Origin of the sequence: Actinokineospora guangxiensis (assembly GCF_042657845.1) — a bacterium.
Classification (GTDB): Bacteria; Actinomycetota; Actinomycetes; order Mycobacteriales; family Pseudonocardiaceae; genus Actinokineospora; species Actinokineospora guangxiensis.
Genome location: NZ_JBHSKF010000006.1, coordinates 330,693 through 348,343 on the forward strand (window position 1 = coordinate 330,693; position 17,651 = coordinate 348,343).

The 17,651-nt window shown below is 71.7% G+C and carries 15 protein-coding genes; 10 read left to right on the forward strand and 5 right to left on the reverse strand.

What is annotated here, in order from left to right; translation table 11 throughout:
- Window positions 1-117 precede the first annotated feature (117 nt).
- Together ACFPM7_RS15640 and ACFPM7_RS15645 are read left to right on the forward strand one after the other, a co-directional pair.
- Window positions 118-1,425, forward strand: coding sequence for a GNAT family N-acetyltransferase (locus tag ACFPM7_RS15640; RefSeq protein ID WP_378248338.1), 1,308 nt, complete (start codon window positions 118-120; stop codon window positions 1,423-1,425).
- Window positions 1,415-2,617: a lipase family protein gene (locus tag ACFPM7_RS15645; protein WP_378248339.1), complete on the forward strand. Its 1,203-nt coding sequence runs from the start codon at window positions 1,415-1,417 to the stop codon at window positions 2,615-2,617. The genes ACFPM7_RS15640 and ACFPM7_RS15645 overlap by 11 nt, the downstream gene beginning before the upstream one ends.
- Before the next feature lie 13 nt (window positions 2,618-2,630).
- On the opposite strand, the gene ACFPM7_RS15650 is transcribed toward ACFPM7_RS15645, so the two are convergent.
- The gene (locus ACFPM7_RS15650; protein ID WP_378248340.1) at window positions 2,631-2,885 is read right to left on the reverse strand and encodes a phosphopantetheine-binding protein; all 255 of its coding nucleotides are present in this window, start codon (window positions 2,883-2,885) and stop codon (window positions 2,631-2,633) included.
- A gap of 13 nt (window positions 2,886-2,898) precedes the next feature.
- Window positions 2,899-3,312 (reverse strand): DUF5990 family protein, encoded by a 414-nt coding sequence (locus tag ACFPM7_RS15655; RefSeq protein ID WP_378248341.1) that lies wholly within the window; start codon window positions 3,310-3,312, stop codon window positions 2,899-2,901.
- Between the two features lie 128 nt (window positions 3,313-3,440).
- Here ACFPM7_RS15655 and ACFPM7_RS15660 point away from each other — a divergent pair, with 128 nt between their 5' ends.
- The 3 genes from ACFPM7_RS15660 to ACFPM7_RS15670 are packed head-to-tail and all read left to right on the forward strand — an operon-like array spanning window position 3,441 to window position 6,117.
- Window positions 3,441-4,190 carry a glycosyltransferase family 32 protein gene (locus ACFPM7_RS15660; protein WP_378248342.1) on the forward strand — a complete coding sequence of 250 codons (750 nt, stop codon included), beginning with the start codon at window positions 3,441-3,443 and terminating at the stop codon, window positions 4,188-4,190.
- Entirely contained in the window at window positions 4,187-5,011 is an 825-nt protein-coding gene (locus ACFPM7_RS15665; RefSeq protein ID WP_378248343.1) for a class I SAM-dependent methyltransferase, read from the forward strand. Before ACFPM7_RS15660 ends, ACFPM7_RS15665 begins: the two co-directional genes overlap by 4 nt.
- Window positions 5,008-6,117 (forward strand): glycosyltransferase family 9 protein, encoded by a 1,110-nt coding sequence (locus tag ACFPM7_RS15670; protein ID WP_378248344.1) that lies wholly within the window; start codon window positions 5,008-5,010, stop codon window positions 6,115-6,117. Before ACFPM7_RS15665 ends, ACFPM7_RS15670 begins: the two co-directional genes overlap by 4 nt.
- On the opposite strand, the gene ACFPM7_RS15675 is transcribed toward ACFPM7_RS15670, so the two are convergent.
- A complete protein-coding gene (locus tag ACFPM7_RS15675; protein ID WP_378248345.1) occupies window positions 6,042-8,900 on the reverse strand; it encodes a condensation domain-containing protein in 2,859 nt (952 codons plus the stop codon). The genes ACFPM7_RS15670 and ACFPM7_RS15675 overlap by 76 nt on opposite strands.
- 201 nt (window positions 8,901-9,101) lie before the next feature.
- On the opposite strand from ACFPM7_RS15675, the gene ACFPM7_RS15680 reads away from it, so the two are divergent.
- Genes ACFPM7_RS15680 through wecB form a run of 4 tightly spaced genes read left to right on the forward strand, consistent with a single transcriptional unit; the run spans window position 9,102 to window position 14,564 of the window.
- A complete protein-coding gene (locus ACFPM7_RS15680) occupies window positions 9,102-10,703 on the forward strand; it encodes a VOC family protein (protein WP_378248346.1) in 1,602 nt (533 codons plus the stop codon).
- A 9-nt stretch (window positions 10,704-10,712) separates the two neighbouring features.
- Entirely contained in the window at window positions 10,713-12,071 is a 1,359-nt protein-coding gene (locus tag ACFPM7_RS15685; RefSeq protein ID WP_378248347.1) for an ankyrin repeat domain-containing protein, read from the forward strand.
- Between the two features lie 37 nt (window positions 12,072-12,108).
- Complete coding sequence (locus ACFPM7_RS15690) at window positions 12,109-13,338, forward strand: CapA family protein (RefSeq protein WP_378248348.1); 1,230 nt, start codon at window positions 12,109-12,111, stop codon at window positions 13,336-13,338.
- Window positions 13,338-14,564 (forward strand): non-hydrolyzing UDP-N-acetylglucosamine 2-epimerase, encoded by a 1,227-nt coding sequence (gene wecB, locus ACFPM7_RS15695; protein ID WP_378248349.1) that lies wholly within the window; start codon window positions 13,338-13,340, stop codon window positions 14,562-14,564. Before ACFPM7_RS15690 ends, wecB begins: the two co-directional genes overlap by 1 nt.
- Here the strand turns inward: wecB and ACFPM7_RS15700 are convergent.
- Window positions 14,445-15,083: an alkylmercury lyase family protein gene (locus ACFPM7_RS15700; RefSeq protein WP_378248350.1), complete on the reverse strand. Its 639-nt coding sequence runs from the start codon at window positions 15,081-15,083 to the stop codon at window positions 14,445-14,447. The two genes, wecB and ACFPM7_RS15700, sit on opposite strands and share 120 nt — an antisense overlap.
- Before the next feature lie 118 nt (window positions 15,084-15,201).
- Here ACFPM7_RS15700 and ACFPM7_RS15705 point away from each other — a divergent pair, with 118 nt between their 5' ends.
- Window positions 15,202-16,179, forward strand: coding sequence for a Gfo/Idh/MocA family protein (locus tag ACFPM7_RS15705; protein ID WP_378248351.1), 978 nt, complete (start codon window positions 15,202-15,204; stop codon window positions 16,177-16,179).
- A gap of 10 nt (window positions 16,180-16,189) precedes the next feature.
- Here the strand turns inward: ACFPM7_RS15705 and merA are convergent, their stop codons facing one another.
- The gene (merA, locus tag ACFPM7_RS15710; protein WP_378248352.1) at window positions 16,190-17,596 is read right to left on the reverse strand and encodes a mercury(II) reductase; all 1,407 of its coding nucleotides are present in this window, start codon (window positions 17,594-17,596) and stop codon (window positions 16,190-16,192) included.
- Window positions 17,597-17,651 lie beyond the last annotated feature (55 nt).

A 17,651-nucleotide genomic window follows, 5' to 3' on the forward strand; every position in this document is an offset into this window, starting at 1 on the left:
TCACGAGTCCCCCCAGGTGAGGCAGCGGCGTCATGGTCGCACGGATCTGGTTTATCGGATGTGGTTGCGGTAGCGTTTGCCGCGCCCGTTCCGGTCGGCGATACCTGCGGGGGTCGAATGGGAGACGAGCCACCCTCGCCGGGCACCAGGGCGGACTTCCTCACCCGCGACGCGTCCGCCGACGAGCTGCGGCACGCGTGCGTGCTCAACCACGTGGACTGGACGCGTAGGCTGGCAGCGGCCAGCGACGGCGACTGCGGGGTGGACGGCGACCTGTTCTTGGCCCACCTTCCCAAGCCACGCCCCGAACTTCACATCGTCGTCCTCGACGTGCACGGCGACCGGCTCCGGGCGCAGGTGGACGAGGCGGTGCGCTCAGCGCGTGGCCTGGGTGTCGAGCGCGTGGGCTGCTGGCTGACCAGCGCTGACGAGCAGACCCAGGTCGGCGGGTGGGTGGGGGCGCGCGGGTTCAGGCCCGGCGGCCTGCCGCAGTGGATGGCTCTCGACCTGCGCGGAGTCGCCATAGACGGCCAATCGGCAGAGGCTGTCTCACCGGTCGAGCGGCTGCGGGACTGGTCGGTGTGCGGCCTGACCGCCTTCGACGGCGAGACCGCGGCGATCCGCGACGCGATGGGCGCGGTCGAACCGCGGCGGGTGTGGCACCTGGCCCTGTGGGGCGACGGTGGGCCGGTCGGGCAGATCGCCGTCACCGCGACCACGGGCCCCTGGGGTGTTGCGGGCCTGCACGACCTGATCATCCTCCCGGAGGCCCGCAGCCAAGGGATCGGCGCCGCGCGCTTCCGCGCGCTGTGCCGCTTCGTCGCCGACCTCGGCGCGCGGTACGTCGTCCTCAACGCCGAAGGCAACCCGCCCGCGCTCTATCGCATGCTGGGCTTCCGTTCGATCGGTCGAGGCAAGACGTGGTGGCTCTCCGGCGACGCCCTGGCGACCGAGCACACCGCCGACCGCGTCACGCTGGCCGAAGCGATCGGCGCGGGCGAGCTGGCCACGCTCGCCCGGTTCCGCGACCGCCTCGGTGACCGGCTGCCCAACGGGATGACGACCGTGGAATTCGCCGCCGCCACGGCTCAGCAGGCCTCGGCGCGCTGGCTGGTCGACAACGGGGCGCCCCTCGACGTGCTCAGCGCGTGGGATCTGGGCTGGCAGGACGCCGTCCGCGGCCTGCTCGCCGACTCGACGGTCCGCGACCGCCAACGGCCCCGGTCGGGCAAATCGATCCTGCACACCGCTGTGGAGCGCGACGACCCGGATCTGGCGCGAGTGGCGCTGGCATCCGGCGTCGACGTGGAGCTACGGGACAACCGGTTCGACGCGACGGCGTTGGACTGGGCGAAGGCGCTGCAACGTCCACGGATGGTGGCGGTGCTGAGCCCTGCGACGACAGGAGACCAGGGTGTCAGCTAGGCGCGCGTTCGCGCTGGCCGCGGCAATGGTGGCGGCGGTGAGCGGCTGCTCGGCAGGCACCGGCCCGAAGCCGAGCCCGACGACGTCGGTCTCCGCCGTCCCCGGCCCCCACGACGACGCGTTCTTCGTACCGCCCGCGACACCCGCGGACGCCAAGCCAGGCGAGCTCATCTGGGCGCGGCCGATCAGCGGCCTCCAGAACAGCTACGGCTACGACATCCTGTACTGGTCGACCACCGTCGACGACACGCTGGTCGCGACATCGGGTCTGGTGTTCTGGCCCGCGCAGGAGGCGAACGGACCACGTCCGATCGTCGCGTGGGCCCATGGGACCGCGGGCCTCGGCGACCAGTGCGCGCCGTCGAAATGGGACTTCGACCAGCCCGGGATGGCCAGGTCCGTGGCCGCGTCGGTCATCCGCAGCGGCGGCGTCTTCGTCGCCTCGGACTACGAAGGGCTCGGGCCTCCGGGCGAGCACCCCTACATCGTCGGTCACTCGGCAGGACGCAACGTGCTTGACTCGATCCGGGCGGCGACAGAGCTCACCGGGTTGGAGGTCTCCGCGAGCGTCGCCTTCGGCGAGTCCCAGGGCGGCGGGGCGGCCTTGTTCGCCGCCGAGCTCGCGCCGACCTACGCCCCCGACGTCGGCCTGGACGGCGCGGTCGCGGTCGCCCCTCCCGCGGACCTGACGGGCTTGATGACGCACCTGGACGGCAGCCCCTACTTCGGCTACACGTTGATGGCCATCAACGGCATCGCCACGGCCTATCCCGAAGCCGCCGCCCTGCAGGCCGACCTCGGCGCGGAGGGCAAAGCCGCGCTGGCCAAGGTCAAGGGCCTGTGCAGCGACATCGTGCTCACCGAGTACGCGGGCAAGCGCGGCACGGACTTCGGCGTGGGCGCCATCCTGAACTCCGCGGTGTTCCGCGAACGGCTGGCGGAGAACGAACCGGGCAAGCAGAAGACCTCCGTTCCCGTGCTGCTGGTGCACGGCGAGGCCGACGACACGGTTCCCGTGTCCGGAACCCGCGAACTCCTGGCGGACTACTGCGCGATCGGTGTGTCCGTGACGGCGAAGTTCGTGCCGGGAAAGGGGCACGCGAACACCACGAGCAACGCCCTGCCGCAGATCGTCGACTACATCAACGCCCGCCTGGCGGGCACTCCCCCACCTCCACCGGCGTGCCCGTGACTCCCGCGACCGGTCAGCCGCCCACGGCTCGCGCGACCGCCTCGGCCATCGCCGCGACGGTCCGCCCCTCGAGGACAGCCCGCACCGACAGCGGCTCCCCGGTGATCTCCTCGGTCCGGCTCACGATCTGCACCGCGTGCAGGGAATTGCCACCGATGGCGAAGAAGTCGTCGGTCGTGGCGACCGGCCGGCCGAGCACCTCCGACCACACATCGGCGATCACGGCTTCCAGTTCGGCGCGCCGGGCCAGATCAGCGGGGTCGTTCACCGGGGGCTCCCGCTCACGTCTGGGTCCACCCGTCGAACTTCGCCCACGTGGCACCGGTGTCTTCGACGGTGGCCGCGAGCAGGGTGGTGCCCTGTTCGAGGCGCTCCGGCAGCGGGATCTTGCACCGACGCGTCCAGTCGGCACCCGCCCCCGGCGCGCGGTGGCTGAGGTACACGAAACGCGCTCTGGACGGCCCGTTGACGGCGGTGCCGGAGTACGTCGCGGTGCCGTCCTCGCGAGTGCCCACTCCGATCTCCGCGGTGTACCGGATGGCCCCGTCGCCCGCCGGGACGCCGAAGTCCAGTTCGTCCTTGGCGGTCTGGAGCCCGAATTCGAGGGTACCGCCGCACTCGCGGGGCTCGGCGAGGGTGACCTCGACCCGCACCGACCGCTTGGTGCGGCCAGACGCACTCGTCTGAGCGCTCATCGCATCCTCCCGCCCGAACCCGTCCGCGGGAGTATAGCGGCGCCTTTCCTTGTCTGGCAGGCTGAGCGGTCCACTGCCCGCCGTTCCCGGATCTGGAGGTCGGCAGGATGAGGCCAATCCCCAAGGTGATGCACCAGCTCTACTTCCCGGACGAGTCGGCGGCACCGGAGGCCTACCGCCGTTACCGAGCCGCCGCCGTGGCGATGCATCCGCACTGGGAGCACCGGTTCTGGACGGAGGCGACAGCACGGGACTTCCTCCGCGAGCGCTACCCGGACTTCCTTCCCGTCTACGACGGTTATCCGTACCGCATCCAGCGCTGCGACGCGATCCGGTACTTCCTGCTTCACACCTTCGGCGGGTTCTACGTCGACATGGACATCGAGTTCATCCGCCCGCTGGACGATCTGATCGCCGAGCGCGAGCTGGTCTTCTGCGATCGGGCGTGCATCGGCAACGCCATCGTGGGCAGTGCGCCCGAGCATCCACTGTGGTCGTCGGTCTTCGCCGCGATGCGAGAGCGCAAGAACCGGCCGGCCTTCGGCCTGCGCGGAATGCTGGACTGGAGCCAGGTCTACTACGTGAGCCGCAGCACGGGCTCGGAGATGCTGCAGGACTGCGTGGTCGACGGCGGCTACCGGGACCTGCCCTCCGTGCTGATCACGCCTGGGCACGTGCTGGAGGCGGACGGGCACTATCAGGTCGACGCCCAGAAGAGGCCGCTGCCGGGCTTGGAGGACATGTACGCGATCCACCACAAAGGAATGCGCGGTGTACCGCTGCGGCTGCGCCTGTTCAGTCAGGTGTGCTGCACGGTGGCCCGGTCGGCGCAATCGGTGCGGGGCAAGGTCGCGTCCGCACTCGGGAAGCGGCCGTGATCACCGCGCTCCCCTCGGGGATTCCGACGATCGACGCCTACGAGCAGCTGGGCCGATCACCGGACTTCGCCCGGATCGCCGAGTTCTCCGACGCCTTCCTCGCCGCGAACCGCGACGCCCTGCGCGGGTACCGGCGCCGCTGGGTGGCTGACCCGCTGCGTCAATGGAGCAGGCGCTGGGAGTACCCGTTCACCCTCGGCGGCCTGTCGGACCACTTCGGCGATCGCCGGTTCACCGTGCTCGACGCCGGTTCGGGGGCGACCTTCCTCCCCTTCCTGGTCGCCGACCGGATGCGCGCCGAGGTCCACTGCTGCGACCACGACACGGACCTGGCCGAGGTGTTCGACCGGGTCAACCAGCGCTGCGCCGCGCCGGTCACCTTCGCCGCCGCGGACCTGCGGGACCTGCCATACGAGCCCGCGTCGTTCGACGCGGTCTACTGCGTGTCCGTGCTGGAGCACACAGACCGGCGCGGCGACATCGTCCGGGAACTGCACCGCGTGCTGAGACCCGGCGGTCTCCTGCTGCTGACGTTCGACCTCCCGACCGCGCCACCCGATGACGACCCCGAGCACATCGCCATGATCTCCGCGCTCGACGGGCTGTTCGACTCCGACAGCCCACTCGACGCCCACCGAGAGGCGGGCAGGCCCGGAACCCTCACCACGGCATACGCCGCCTCGGTCGACCGCAGACTCCTGCCGTGGCGGCACCCCACCTTGTACCGGCTTTCCTGTCTGATCAGCGGACACGGCTGGATCAGCTGGCCACCCGGCCTCACCGTGGCGTGCCTCCGGCTGACCAAACGGGGACGGCCATGACGCCCGAGCGCGTCTGCGTGTTCGCGCACCTGCGCGAGCCGGGACTCGGCGACCTGATCCAGCGCAACATCTTCCTCGCCCTGCTCCGGCGCGCCTTCCCCGCCGCCGACGTGGTCCTGGTCGTGGGAGAGCACATCGCCCAGCGGCACGCGGGCTACTTCGCGGCCCACAGCTACGCCACCCGCGTGCTGCGCTGCCCACCCGGCCACGACGCCGGCGGGCCGGGTTGGGCGGAGTTCACGGCCGACCTGCGCGCGGAGTCGTTCGACCTGTGCGTGCTGGACCCCGACAGCCACGGGCTCGACAGCCGGGTCGCCGCCCGTTGCGGCATCCCGTCCCGGTTGGGTTTCCCCCGGGGCGAGACGACCGACCCCTGGCTGACCGTGCCGGTGCGCATCGCTCGCCCCCTGTTCGGCCTGCCCGACCTGTACGAGTACGCCAGCGGCCTCGCCCGGGCGATCGGTCTGCCCGCCCTGCGGCCGTCCGAGGTCGTTCCGCCGCTGCCGCGGCAGCCCGAACCGTCCGCTCCGGCCGAGCGCCCTCAGGTCGCGGTGCACCCGGGGGGCGCCAAGCACTGGAACCGCCGGTGGCCTGCGGCTTCCTACGCCCTGCTGTGCGTCGAGTTGGCCAAGGCCGCCGACCTCGACCTGATCTTGATCGGCAGCGCCGACGAGGAGGACGAGCTGGCAGGCCTGACCGCGCGCATCCGGTCCGACCTGCCGGGCGCGCGGGTGCGCACCGAGTGCGGCGGATCGCTCAACCACCTGGCCGACGTGGTGGCGGCCGCCGACGTCCTGGTCGGCAACGACTCGGCTCCCGCGCACATCGCGGCGGCCGTCCGCACGCCGAGCGTGGTGCTCTACGGGCCCACGATGACCGAGTTCATGTGGGCGCGGGCGTATCCGCGGCAGACGGGGATCAACCTGCGGTACGAGTGCCAGATGGTCAGGAACATGCCCCGCGGCGAGGGGCCGGTCACGATGCCCTGCGCCCACCGGTGCCACTACCCGTACGTGGCGGAGGACGGCCCTTATCCCCGTTGTCTGTCCGACATCGCGGTTGCGACAGTGGTCGACGCTGTGCGCAGGTCGCTTCCAGAACGTTGACCGCCCGCCGCCGCCAGTTCCGCGTCCACGGCGGCGGCCACCTGCGCCACCCGGGGCCGCAGGAAGAGGTCGTGCAGCGGCAGGTCGACGCCGAACCGGTCGGTGAGGCGCGCGGCCAGTCGGCACACCTGCATGGACGTGCCGCCGAGCACGAAGAAGCTGTCCGCGCGGCCGACCTCGACCGCCCCGAGGATCTCCTGGTACAGCTGCGCCACCGCGGTCTCGGTGCGGGTGCGCGGCGCGGGCAGGCCGCCGGATCGCCGGTCCCCGAGTTCGGGCACCGGCAAAGCGTCCGCGTGCACGCTGGACAGGTCGGCTGCCTCCACGATCGTGTGCGGGACCGCGGTGGTCGCGGCCACCAGCGCGGCGATCTCGCGCGTCGCCCGCTCGCTCAGGGCAGCCGAGTCGGCGGGCCGCACCCAGCAGAGCAGGTGGGTCACGGCGACGCCCGCGCGGGTACGGCACCGTCGTACCGCGGCCGCCGCACCGGCAACCTCGGGGTGGGTGAGCAGCGCGCGCTCGACCGCGTCGAGATCGACCCAGCGCCCGCCCACCGCGGGGAACCGGGAATCGGGAGCGGGCCAGAGCATGCCGTCGCTGTCGAACAGCACGCGGTCGCCGGTACGCCATCCCGGGCGACTGGAGCCAGCGGAACCGGCGAAGAGCAGATCCCCCGCCACACCGATCGGAACCGGCCCCCCGCGGTCGTCGACGACGCGGAGTTCGGCCACACCCAGGGGACGTCCCAGAGGCAGCGTGCCCCGCTCGTCGGTCGCGGGCACCGGAGCGGCGGCCGTCCAGCCGGGCAGTCCCGCGGCGCGGAACCGGACCCACACCGCGGCGCCCGCGTCGCGGGCGGCGGCGATGTCGGCGCTGGGGGTGTGGTGGTCGGCCAACCACACCATGCCCGGTTCAGGACGCCCGTCCGGCTCGTAGGTGCCCCCGGCCGCGAGCGTGGCCAGCACCGCGACGACGTCGAGGCCATCGCCGGGTGCCAGGGTGAGCCTGCGCGGACCGCCGCTGAACAGGGCGCGGGACGCGCTCTGCGCCACGAGCGCCAGCGCGGTGTGGGTGATGCCGCCGCTGCGGTGGCGCACAGCGATGTGGTGTGCGCGCCGCGAATGCCTGGCGAACCTCAGGCGGGCACCTCGTGGAGCGCCTGCGGCTTCACCGACGGCGACCCCGCCCCCCGCGCAGAGCGCGGCCAACGCCGCGACGAGTACCGCGACCTGGTCGTCGCCGTCCACCGAGACGACGGTCCCCGGACCGACACCGCGATCCACCAGCCGCGCGGCGACGGCGCGCACTCGCTGACGCAGCTGGGCGTGGGTGACCACCCTGTCGCCGCACCGCAGCGCCGCGCTCCGGGGTGCGAGCTCAGCTCCCCGGTCCAGCAGCGACCTGACCGGCTGCGTCCGGGTGCCGCATGCGCGGCCCCACTCGGCGATCAGCTCGGCTTCCCCGGGTCCGATGAACGGCAGCGCCGAGATCCGCTGCTTGGTGTCGGCCATGGCCGAGCCGGTCAGGGTGATCAGGCGCTCGGCGGTGAGCCTGCCCGCGCGCACCTCGAACAGCTCTTCGGCCATCTCCAGGCGCATCCGCATCGGCCCCGCCCCGCTGTCGAACACGTCGAGCCAGATGTCCGCGGTGGCGTTGCCCCTGGAGATCGCCGGGTTGGGCAGGTCGACGCGTGCGAGGTCCACCTCGGGGGGCCGCCTGTTGTGCAGCACGAGCCCCAGTTGCCGCAGCGGGTGCGGGGTGAGCGTCCGCTCGGGGTCGAGCCCGGCCGCCATCTCGTTGAAGGCGGGTTCGGGATGATCGAAGGTGTCCAGCACGGCGTCGCGGACCCGGGTGAGGAGTTCGCCGACGGTCGGATCGCCGGAAGCGTCGCAGCACACCGCGACGTCGCCGGTGAACAAGCCGACGACGGCCCCGAACTCGGTTCGGACACGTCCCGACGGCACGGTCATCACCACGAACTCTTCAGCTCCGCTCCAGCGCCGGACCAGCGCGGTGAAGCACGCCAACAATGCCACGAAGGTGGTCACCCCCGCGGCGCGCGCCGTTTCCCGCAGCAGGTCGCTGACCTCCGCGGGCAGGTCGACGGCATGCACCAGCACCTCTGTGGTGAGCCGTGCCGGTCTCGGACGGTCCAGCGGTAGCTCGACGGCGGTGACACCCGCGAGCCGCCGCGCCCAGAACCGCTGGTCGGCCTCGGCCGCTGGCCCTGTGCGGCGTCGCTGTAGCCAGGCGACGTAGTCGAGGTAGGTGGTGGACACCGGTGCCAGCCGATCGGGCTGCCCGGTCGACGCCGTCCCGGCGAGGGCCATCAGGTCCTCTCCGAGCAGCATGATCGACCAAGGGTCCACGGCGATGTGGTGCACCCCGGACACCAGCACGTGCTCCCGCTCGGACAGCCGCACGAGTTCGACCCGCAGCACCGGACCGTTGTCGAGGTCGAACGGCCGCTGGGCCTCGGCGGCGACAACGCGGCCCAACGCCGCCCGGCGTCGCGGCTCCGCGAGACCGGAAAGATCGATCAGCGAAACGGCGAACCGCGTCGCGGGCAGGACGCGCTGGGCGGGGACGCCGTCGGTTCTCGGGTACACGGTGCGCAGCGCGGGGTGCCTGCGCACGAGCGCCGAACACGCGGCCCGCACCGCCGCGGGGGCCATCGGACCCAACCACACCACGGCCGGGCTCTCGTTGCCCCATTCCGGGAAGAGGTACCTGCGAAGCCACAGCCGTTCCTGATCCGACGAGAGCGGGGTCAGGTCCGACATCGCGGCTCCCGGGAGGGTTCGGTCAGGGCATCGGGATCATAAGCGAGTTCCGCCGCGTTCTCCGGGGTCGAGGTTGGGCACGGTGGAGCGGGCCCCGATCCGGGTATTGCCCGCCGCACCCATCGGTGGCAGTCTCCGGGACGGCGTCGTATTCGGTTCAACGGATGGGAAGGCCTCGGTCGCGTGGAGCCGGCAACCGGAGTGCCCTGTCTCGTGGTCCACGACCTCGACGAGGCCGTCGACTACTACCGGGACGTCGTCGGCCTCGAACCGCAGGTCACGCTGGACACACCAGGCGGACGGGTGGCGCTCGTGCGCGGCTACGGGGTGACGCTGCTGCTGCAGGAGCGAACGGGGCAGCCCAACCGCGCCGACCGAGCACCCCCGGAGGTCCCGTTGCAGGGTCCCTGGGCAGCCGCGTTCCTCGTCGGCGACATCGACGCCCTGCACGCACGGCTGGCTGACGACGGCAGGCGGCCCCCCGGCGACCTGGTCCCCGCGTTCGGGGCCCGCTTCTTCGAGTTCGTCGACTGCGCGGGCAACCTGGTGTGCGTCGGGGAAAGCGCGGCGGTAGGGCTCGCCGAGCCCGGCTGTGACGGGCGCACCGGCCTGCGCGGCGCGATCGGCGGTGTGCTCGCGGACGGCCTCGTACGAGCGCGTGCCGCCGCGCACGAGACGGCCGCGGCCCTCCGCGCCCGCCCTCGTGAACGCGCGTTCCGCGCCTTCTACGACCGCCTCACCACCAAAAGCGAAGTCTTCTACATGTTCTTCACCGGCGGGTTGCTGCACTGGGCCGCCGCCGCGGAATCGCACGTGCCGCCGGAGATCAACCTCGTCCTGATCGGCTCGGCGCTCGACGACGCCGAGCGCGCCTGGATCGCCGAGAACCTGGACCGGCCCTTCCACCACATCGACGAGCGCACCGACGACATCGCCGCTTGGCAGCTGCTGTTCGAGGTCAACGAACACAGCTTCGGCTGGATCGACATCGACTGCTTCGTGCTCAACCCAGAGGTGTTCGCCGAACTGGCCGACGTCTCACCGACGGCGTCGATGAACTGCGGCTGGTCGATGACCACCGACTTCGGCTTCCCCACCGCGGGCACCCACCTGCTGTTCGTCAACCGCGCGGCGATCCAGGCCGTACGGGAGGCCGGGGTGCCCGCGGACCCCGGGACCCACGACTGGGACGGCCACGCCCGCCCCCTGCCCCAACTCGGTCGCAACCGCGTCCCCACCCGGCGCGCACGAGCACTGCTCTCCCGCGTCGTCCCGGACCACGGCGGCAGGCCCGCATTCGTCAGCGGGAACTTCTACGACACGCTCATCCTCTTCCAACTGCTCGCGCGCTCCCTGGGCTACCCGATCGCATCGCTGCGGCCGCTCGCGCGCCGATGCACATTGCCCTACGACGCCGAGAGCACCGATCACGCCCACTGGCCCGAGGATGTCTCCGACGAGCTGTTCCACCTCTGCGGCATCAGCTACTACAGCCGCTTCTCGGAGAACCCGGGCATCCTGTCCCTGTACCTGTCGGCCGAGATGGTGATCCTGGACAACTTCCTCGCGAACTCGCCGACCGCCACGCCCGCGCAGTACCCCGCGAAGAGGAATACCATCGGGGACGACCTGGCAGCCCTCGGTATGACAACGGACCAGGCCAGGCCCCGGTTCCGCCGACACCTGATCGACAGCCGAGGACTGAGCGAAACCGGCGCCGAACGGGTGCTCGACTCAGGACGACGGCCACCACGGCCTCTTGACCACGCGGGCTCCACTCCGGCCACCGACAGAACGTCCTAGGAGGACCCCATGCAGCGCGTTCGGCACTTCGACCTCCCCGATCCCCCCACCGCCGAAGCGCTCAGCCGCGAAGCCGAGGACCTGGCCGACGGCGCCCGCTCCGGGGACGCCACCGCGCTCGCCCGGGCGGGTACCCCCGCCGAGGGCTTCGACCTTGACCACGCCCGCACAGTGATCGCCCAGGAGTTCGGGTACGAGGGGTGGTCCGCGCTGCTGAACGCCGCCGCCGAGCAGCCCAAACCCCGTCCGGTGTCCCGGCTCGGGACCGACCTGGCGCTCTACGAGGAGCGAGCCCGCAGCTACCTCGCGGAACTGAGGAACGGCGACGAGGGAGCCGCCCGGCGCTTCCGCGGACACGTCCCCCGCCTGGCGGACGAGGCGGACACTGCGGCGTTGGCCGCGAAGGCCACTGAGCACGACGCGCGGGTAGTCGTCGCCCGCGAAGGCGGCTGCCTGACCTGGCGCGAGATGACCGAAACCGTCGAGCGGCTCAAGGCCCGCAGCGCGGATCGCGCCCGCTGGTGCGAGGAGACCGGCTACCGCGGGGACCTCGTCATGAAGATGGAAGCCGCCGACGCCTTCGCCGTCCGCGAACTCCTGGCCAAGTACCCCGATCTGGTGACCCACCGCGACGCCGACGGCGGCACCGTGCTGGAGACCGCCGTGCAGCCGCACGGGCTGGGCTTCTTCGCAGGCGACATGGCCGTCGTGCGGGAGCTCATCGCCGCGGGCGCCGATCTGGACCGCGCGGTCAACCTCGCCGCCGGGTTCAACCGGATGGACATGCTCTCGACCCTTCTCGACGCCGGGGCCGATGTCACCAACACCGTCGAGTGGGGCATCACCCCGCTGGAGGCGGCCATCCACCACGGCCAGGCGCAGGCCGCCACGCGCCTCGCCCAGGAGCAGGTCGTCCCGTTGTCGCTGTGGGTCGCGGCGGGCAGCAACCGCGTCGACCTGCTGGAGGACTTCTGGGAGGACGGCGCTCTCACCACCGACTCCCGGCGATCCCGACCCGAACCCGCCGACGTCGGGTGGACGATCGGCCCGCCCCCCGAGGACGACGACGCCTCCGTGCTGGGCGAGGCGTTCGTCTACGCCGCCCATGTCGGCGCGACAGACGCCGTGCGGTGGCTGCTCGACCACGGCGCCGACATCGACGCCCGCCCCGCCCCCGGCCTGACCGCCCTGCACTTCGCGGTGAGCGCCGGCCACAAGGACACCGTGGGCCTGCTGCTGGACCGCGGCGCCGATCTGTCCATCAGGGATGGACAGCACGGGTCGACGCCACTGCAGTGGGCCAAGCACCACGCCGACGCCCACCCGGACTCACGACAGATCCTGGACCAGCTGACGAGCGCCGGTTAGCGCCCGCATGGCCAACTGCGAACCCTGGTACGTGCGCGTGGGACGACCGCCCGTCTTCGCCGCGTTCCGGCTCGGCGCCTGGCGCTTGCTCGGCGGCTACACCGGCGACTCCGCGACAATGGGCTTGCTGGACCAGGCGTTCTGGGCCTACAAGCGCGAGAACCCGCTGACTGGAAGACGCGGGGCGCGCAGGCTTTTGGCGGACGCGCTGTCCGTCGGCCGCCACCCCGTCGGCGGGAGCGCCGAACACGCCACCGCGACCATGGTGTTCCTCGGCGACATCATGCCCTTGCGCCCGTTCTGCGAGACCATGCCGAAGGTGGAACTGGCCCCGGAGGTCACCAGCGCCCTGGGCGCCGACGCGCTGTTCGCGAACCTGGAAGGACCGGTGGGCGACGCGGCGGCCGCCGGTGACGGTGGCGGGTTGCTCGGCGGCGCACCGCGGCTGGCCATGACCGACGCCGAACTCGCCGTGCACCTGGAGTACCTGCGGGCAAGCGAGGGCTCCCTGGTGATGGCCACCGCCAACAACCACGCGTGGGATCTCGGCGTCGAGGGGGTCCGGCGAACTGTCGAAACCTTGCGTCGGCGCGGGGTGACCGCGGCCGGTACGTGGACGACAGCCGACCACGCCGCGGACTTCGTGGTCGCCGCGGTGGGGAGGCACCGGGTCGGGGTCGTGCCGTTCACCTTCGGGACGAACGGGCTGCACGGACCAGCGCAGGACCGGGCGATGGTCAACGTCGCGGGTCTGAACGAGCGCGACGTCGGCGCCGCGGGCGACCGCCTGGAAGCCGCGATCCGGGAGGCGCGGTCGGCGGGAAGCGGTCTCGTGGTGGTGAGCCTGCACTGGGGGCTGGAGTTCGAGTGGTACCCGACCGAACGACAGATCGGGTTGGCCCGTCGGCTTGTCGACGCAGGCGCCGACATCGTCTGGGGTCACCACCCGCACGTCATCCAGCCCGTCGAGGTGCGCAAGCGGCGCGCGAACCACGGCGCCGGGGTGATCGTCTACTCCGCGGGCAACCTGATCACGCCCGTCCTCACCCCGCACACGCGGTTGAGCGTGGCGGTGCGCGTCGGGGTCGTCTGCGCCGGAGACCACCTTCGAGTGCACGATGTCGAGGTGATCCCCCTGGTCCTCTCCCCCGGTCAACGCTGCGACCACTACCGCCTCGACACCCTCGCTGGGATGACCGACCGCGCCGACGCCGCCGTCATCACCGATCACCTGCGCGTTCCCATACCGTCGCCGCGGCCGAGCTGATGACGCCCGAGGTCCTGGTCCTCGTCGGCACCCGGGCCGAGGCGGTCAAGGTGGCTCCTGTCGTGCTGGCGTCGCCACCCGCCATCCGGGCTGTGGTCGTCCACAGCGGGCAACACGGCCGGACCGCCCTCGACGCCTTGGCCGCCTTTGACCTGCGCCCGGCAGAGTCGTTGTCGCTGCACCGCGTCGGCGGGCAGGCCGACTTGGTGGCGGGCATGCTTCCCGGCCTGGACGCCCTGATCGCCCGACGTCGTCCGGCCGCCGTCCTCGTCCAAGGGGACACGACGACGGCACTGGCAGGTGCCCTCGCTTCGCACTGGCGCGGCGTTCCCCTCGTCCACCTCGAAGCCGGGCTCCGCAGTGGATCGATGCGGTCCCCGTTTCCCGAGGAGGCCAACCGCAGGATCATCGCCCGCTTGGCCACCCTGCACCTGGCGCCCACGGCGAGGGCGGCTGACGCCCTGGGCGCAGAAGGTGTCCCGGGTGGCGACATCGCCGTCACCGGCAACACTGTCGTCGACGCCGTCGCCCACCTGACGGCGCGTGACCTCCCCGCGAGTGACCCTGAACTCGCGGCCGCGGAACGGACGATCGCGGCACTCGGTCATCGCCTGATGCTGGTCACCGCCCATCGCCGCGAGAACTGGGGAGAGCCCTTGAAGCGGATCTTCCAGTCCATCGCGGCCTTGACCGCTGAGCACCCCGATGTCCATGTGCTCCTGCCGACCCACCCCAACCCGTCGGTCGCCGCGCAGGCCCGCGTCGAGCTGAGCGGTCGGGAACGGGTGACGCTGACCGAGCCGCTCAACTACCCGGACCTGCTGCGCGCACTGCGGGTGAGCGCGCTGGTGCTGACAGACTCCGGCGGACTGCAGGAGGAGGCGCCTTCCTTCAGGGTGCCGGTCCTGGTTCTCCGCGACCGCACGGAACGTCCCGAAGCCGTCGAAGCGGGACGCGCCTGGCTCGTCGGCACCGAGTCGACAGCCATCACGGCCGCAGGGCGGCGCCTGCTCGCCGAGCGGCCCGTTCTGCCGCCCGGCAATCCGTTCGGGGACGGCCGCGCGGCGCCTCGTGTGGTCGCGGCGATCCTGCGTTCACTGGAGCGCTCAGGCCCGCAGCAGCGGCCCGAAGAGCCGTTCGCCGAGGGCGACGGCCTCGACTTGGCCGAGGACGGCGCCGGTGAGGTTCGGATTGACGGCGAGGAACGCGTCGGCGGAGGCCTTTGACACATGGAAGTTGATGTACGGGCACGTGCAGCTCGAACTGGTGCCGCTGCCCGTCGCGGCCACCAGCATCACGGCCGCGTCCGGGAGGAACGTCCAGCGGCCATCCGCACAGGTCACCCGCACCGGTTCCCCGGTATGGGCGTCGACGGAGTCGATCTGACCCGCCGCTCCCACCATCGGCACCATGCCCAGGGCGTCGACCGCGCACATCGCGTGCACGGCGCGGCAGCCGTCGATCTTCACGACGTGGCTGGTGGGCACTCCCGAGAACGGGTAGGACACCGAAACCCGCTCACCCGCGAAGTGCACCAGGTCCGCCTGTGCGAGGGTCTCCGCGGCGGCTGCTCCGTCCAGGCCACACGCCAGGGCGGCCTCGCCGAACCAGGCCGCCGTCGGCGGAATCCCCGTTTCGAGGAACCTCCGCAGAACCCGCTGGTGCAGCCTCCGCTCAGGGGCGGACAAGCGGGCCTGCCGGTCGGACGTGCCGCCCATGGCCAGCACTTCGGCGCTGTGCTCCATACCCCTCCCCTGCTCGCCTGAAGCGTACGACCCGCTTCTGCGGCTCAACAAGCATTGAAGACGCCGGACTACCGCTGCCAGCGGTGGTTCCGAGGACAAGCGAACGAACGGAGACCACATGCGCATCGGTGTCGCGGGAGTCGGACGCATCGGCTCCATGCACGCACGCCATCTCGCCTCCCTCGACGCGGTGGACGAGGTCCTGCTGTACGACCTCATCCCCGGGCGAGCCGAGACACCCGACCCCGGGACGTCCCGGGCGGACGCCCTCGATGATCTCTTGGCGTCCTGCGACGGCATCGTGCTGGCCACGCCCACCGACACCCACCCCGAGCTGGTGCGGCGATGCGTCGCGGCCGGGGTGCCCGCGCTGTGCGAGAAGCCGGTCGCCGCCGACGAGGCGGAGATGGAAGCGCTCGTCACCGAGGTCGAGTCGGCGGCGGTGCCGGTCCTGGTCGGGTTCCAGCGCCGCTTCGACCCCGCGATGGTCGAGTTGCACCGGCGCGTCAGATCAGGTGACGTCGGCACGGTCTACCAGGTCCGCGCGGTCGGGCTGGACGCCACACCCCCGGACTTCGCCTACCTGCCCGCCAGCGGCGGCATCTTCCGCGACCTGCTGATCCACGACCTCGACGCCGTGCCCTGGCTCGTCGGGGAACCGGTCGTGCGGGTCTTCGCCTCCGGCTCGGTCCTGGTGCACGACGCCTTCGCCGACGCCGACGACGTGGACACCGCCGTCGTGGTGCTTCACTTCGCGGGCGGCGCGCATGCCCTGCTGTCGGCGGGCAGGCACAATCCCCTCGGCTACGACCACCGCATCGAGGTGCACGGCAGCCGCGACTCCCTGGCCGTCGGGCTGAACCCGCTCACCCCCCTGACCTCACTCGACCCCGGCGGTGCCACCGCCGGGCCGGACGCCTACCCGGGGTTCCCCGAGCGTTTCCACGCCGCATACCTCAATGAGATGCGCGTGTTCCTCGACGTGATCACCGGAGCCGCGCAGAACCCCTCCCCAGTCCGCGACAGCCTCATCAGCCTGCGGCTTGCCCTGGCCTGCGACCGGTCACGCCGAAGCGGCGCCCCCGTCGAGCTGTGAGCGGCCGCCGCTAGGGCGAGCAGCAGGAGAGCCGGGAGACGTCGCGGTCGAACATCTGCGCCGCCAACTTGAGCCCTTCGGCCATCGTCAGGTACGGACACCACATCCCGGCGACATCGGCCACCGTCATCCCGCTCCGCAGCGCGTACCCCGCCGCCGCGACGACCTCACCGGCTCCCTCCGCGACCACGTGCGCCCCGACGAGCCTGCCGCTTCCGCGCTCGGCGACCAGCTTGACCAGTCCCCGGGTGTCCCGGTTGACGATCGCCCGGGGAACCATGTCCAGCGGGAGCACTCGGCTCTCGCATTCCACCCCCTGCGCCGCCGCCTGCTCCTCGGTGAGCCCGGCCGAGGCCACCGACGGGCTGGTGAACATCACCCGCGGCAGCCCCCAGAAGTCCACCTCCTTCTGATCCGGTCCGAACGCGTTGTCAACGGCCAGCGCCCCCTCGGACGCGGCCACGTACACAAACGCCGGATGCCCCGTGACGTCCCCCGCCGCCCACACCCGAGGAGCGCTCGTCCGCAGATACCCGTCCACCACCACCTCACCCGCCGGACCCAGTGCGACCCCGATCTCCGCCAACCCCATCGCCCCGGAAGCCGGACGCCTGCCAGCCGCGAACAGAACCCGCTGCGCCCGCACCTCCCCTTCGACACCCGATCCGTCATCGACCACCGCCACGACGTGTCCCGCATCCGACCACATCCGCCGCACCTCGACCCCCGTGCGGACAGCGACACCTTCCTCCACCAGCACACGCTCGATAGCCGCCGAGACCTCCGGCTCCTCCCCCGCCACCACCCGATCCCGCGCCTCGACCACCGTCACCTCGACCCCCAGCCGAGCGAACAGCTGCGCCTGCTCCAGCCCGACGTACCCGCCGCCGACAACCAGCAACGACCCCGGCAACTCACCAAGCTCCATCGCAGTCGCCGAAGTCAACGACGCGACCTCGTCCACCCCAACGACGGCCGGTATCCGCGGCACCGAGCCCGTCGCCACCAGGTAGTGCTCCGCCCGCACCCGGACATCGGCACCCTCCACCCACAACCGCGGACCGGACTCGAACCGGGCACGCCCCTCGATGATCTCCCATCCCAGTTCGGCCACCAGCCCGATGTACTTCTCAGCTCGCAGTTCTCCCACAAGAAGATCCTTCCCCGCGACCAACTCCGCAAAGTCCACCGACCCGATTGCTCCCCCGACGCCAGGAAACCGCCCACGCGCGGGCCCCGCGGTCAAGCTCCCGACCGCCGCCAACAACGCCTTCGACGGAACACACCCGACGTTCACGCACGTCCCACCCGGAACCCCCTGCTCGACCATCACCACCACCAACCCACGCCGCCGAGCCGCAATCGCCGCAGCGAACCCCGCGGCTCCCGACCCCACGATGGCAAGATCACAATCCATCTCGGCGACTCCCTCACCGGGCGAACATCCGTTTAACCGGATATCTACGGTACAC